Source organism: Treponema sp. R8-4-B8 (genome assembly GCF_054786175.1).
Map to the genome: position 1 here is coordinate 1 of NZ_BDHE01000097.1, position 1,344 is coordinate 1,344.

At 40.1% G+C, this 1,344-nt stretch carries 2 protein-coding genes; both read left to right on the plus strand.

Annotation, left to right across the window (positions count from 1 at the left end):
- The coding region (locus ACYVRA_RS06500) for a metal ABC transporter permease (protein ID WP_461251936.1) at positions 1 to 721 on the plus strand (721 nt) is incomplete at its 5' end.
- Positions 714 to 1,307: a TIGR03943 family putative permease subunit gene (locus tag ACYVRA_RS06505; protein WP_461251937.1), complete on the plus strand. Its 594-nt coding sequence runs from the start codon at positions 714 to 716 to the stop codon at positions 1,305 to 1,307. The genes ACYVRA_RS06500 and ACYVRA_RS06505, both read left to right, overlap by 8 nt.
- Positions 1,308 to 1,344 lie beyond the last annotated feature (37 nt).

Here is a 1,344-nt window from a genome sequence, read left to right on the forward strand (position 1 = left end):
CGGATTATCCCACGTTGGATTTGGTTCCCTCGCCATCGCCACCGCGCTTCACGCGGCACCTTTAAGCGTAGCGATTCCGATAGTGGTAGCCGCCGCTTTCCTCCTTCTGCGAATGAGCGAAAACAGCAAAATCAAAGGAGACGCGGCGATTGCCCTAATCTCCACAGGCTCTCTTGCCATTGGCGTAGTGATAATATCTCAAACGACGGGCATGAACACCGACGTGTGCAATTATCTTTTTGGCAGTATCCTTGCAATGGCAAAAGCTGACGTTTATTTAAGCATAGCGCTCTCGGTTGTAGTTCTGGTAATTTTTATTCTTTTCTATAATAAGTTATTTATCATAACATTTGACGAAACATTCGCCAAAGCCTCCGGAATAAAAACAGGCGTTTACAATATGCTTATCGCTTTTTTAACCGCCCTTACAATAGTGCTTGGAATGCGAATGATGGGGGCGATGCTTATTTCAAGTTTGATTATTTTTCCGGCGTTAAGCTCCATGCGTATTTTTAAAAAGTTTAAAAGCGTCACAATCTGCGCCGCGGTTATTTCCATTATGTGCTTTTTTACAGGCGTTATTATTTCGTATTTGTACGCCACTCCGACCGGCGCGAGCGTTGTAACAATTAACATAATTGTATTTATACTGTTCTATCTTGCCGAGAATTTGCGTAATTCAAGAACACTAAATAAATTAAGGGGAGAAAATCATGGATAAAAAATTTTTAATTATCGCCACAGTCATACTGGCGGTAACTGCCGTAATTTTTACTGTTACTTACGCCAGAACAAAGAAAAATATCGAAGATTTTAACGCTGCTTTGGGAAAAGATGAAAAAGTCAGTTTTTCTTTGGTTTTACAAACTATATTGAACGGAAATAAATTCGGAACCCCTGAAGAAAACGCCCGCTTTGAATCCTTGTCACCCAATAAAGGAGTAATAGAAATAAAAGAAAAAATGTTTATTACCCAGGTCAACGACGTATACCTGAACCCCAAAGATTATCTTGGAAAAACAATCAAACTTGAAGGCGTTTTTAAGAACGAAAAATCTTATGATGGCGACCAGTACTGCTTTGTTATCCGCTACGGTCCAGGCTGTTGCGGAAATGACGGCATTGTAGGGTTTGAAATAAAATGGGACGAAGAAAACGCTAAACCGTATCCCAAAGCCGACTCTTGGGTTGAATCAACCGGCGTACTGAAACAATATGAAGCCGACGGATACGAAGATTATTTGTATCTTGATTTGATTTCGCTTAACGTATTAAACAAACGCGGTGCGGAAACTGTTGTGCAGTAAGCAAAAGAAAAGATAAAAATGAAGAAAAAAGAAAGAA

Excerpts from the sequence above, each read along its gene's own strand:
- ACYVRA_RS06505 (WP_461251937.1), top strand. The coding sequence starts at position 714 with ATGGATAAAAAATTTTTAATTATCGCCACAGTCATACTGGCGGTAACT.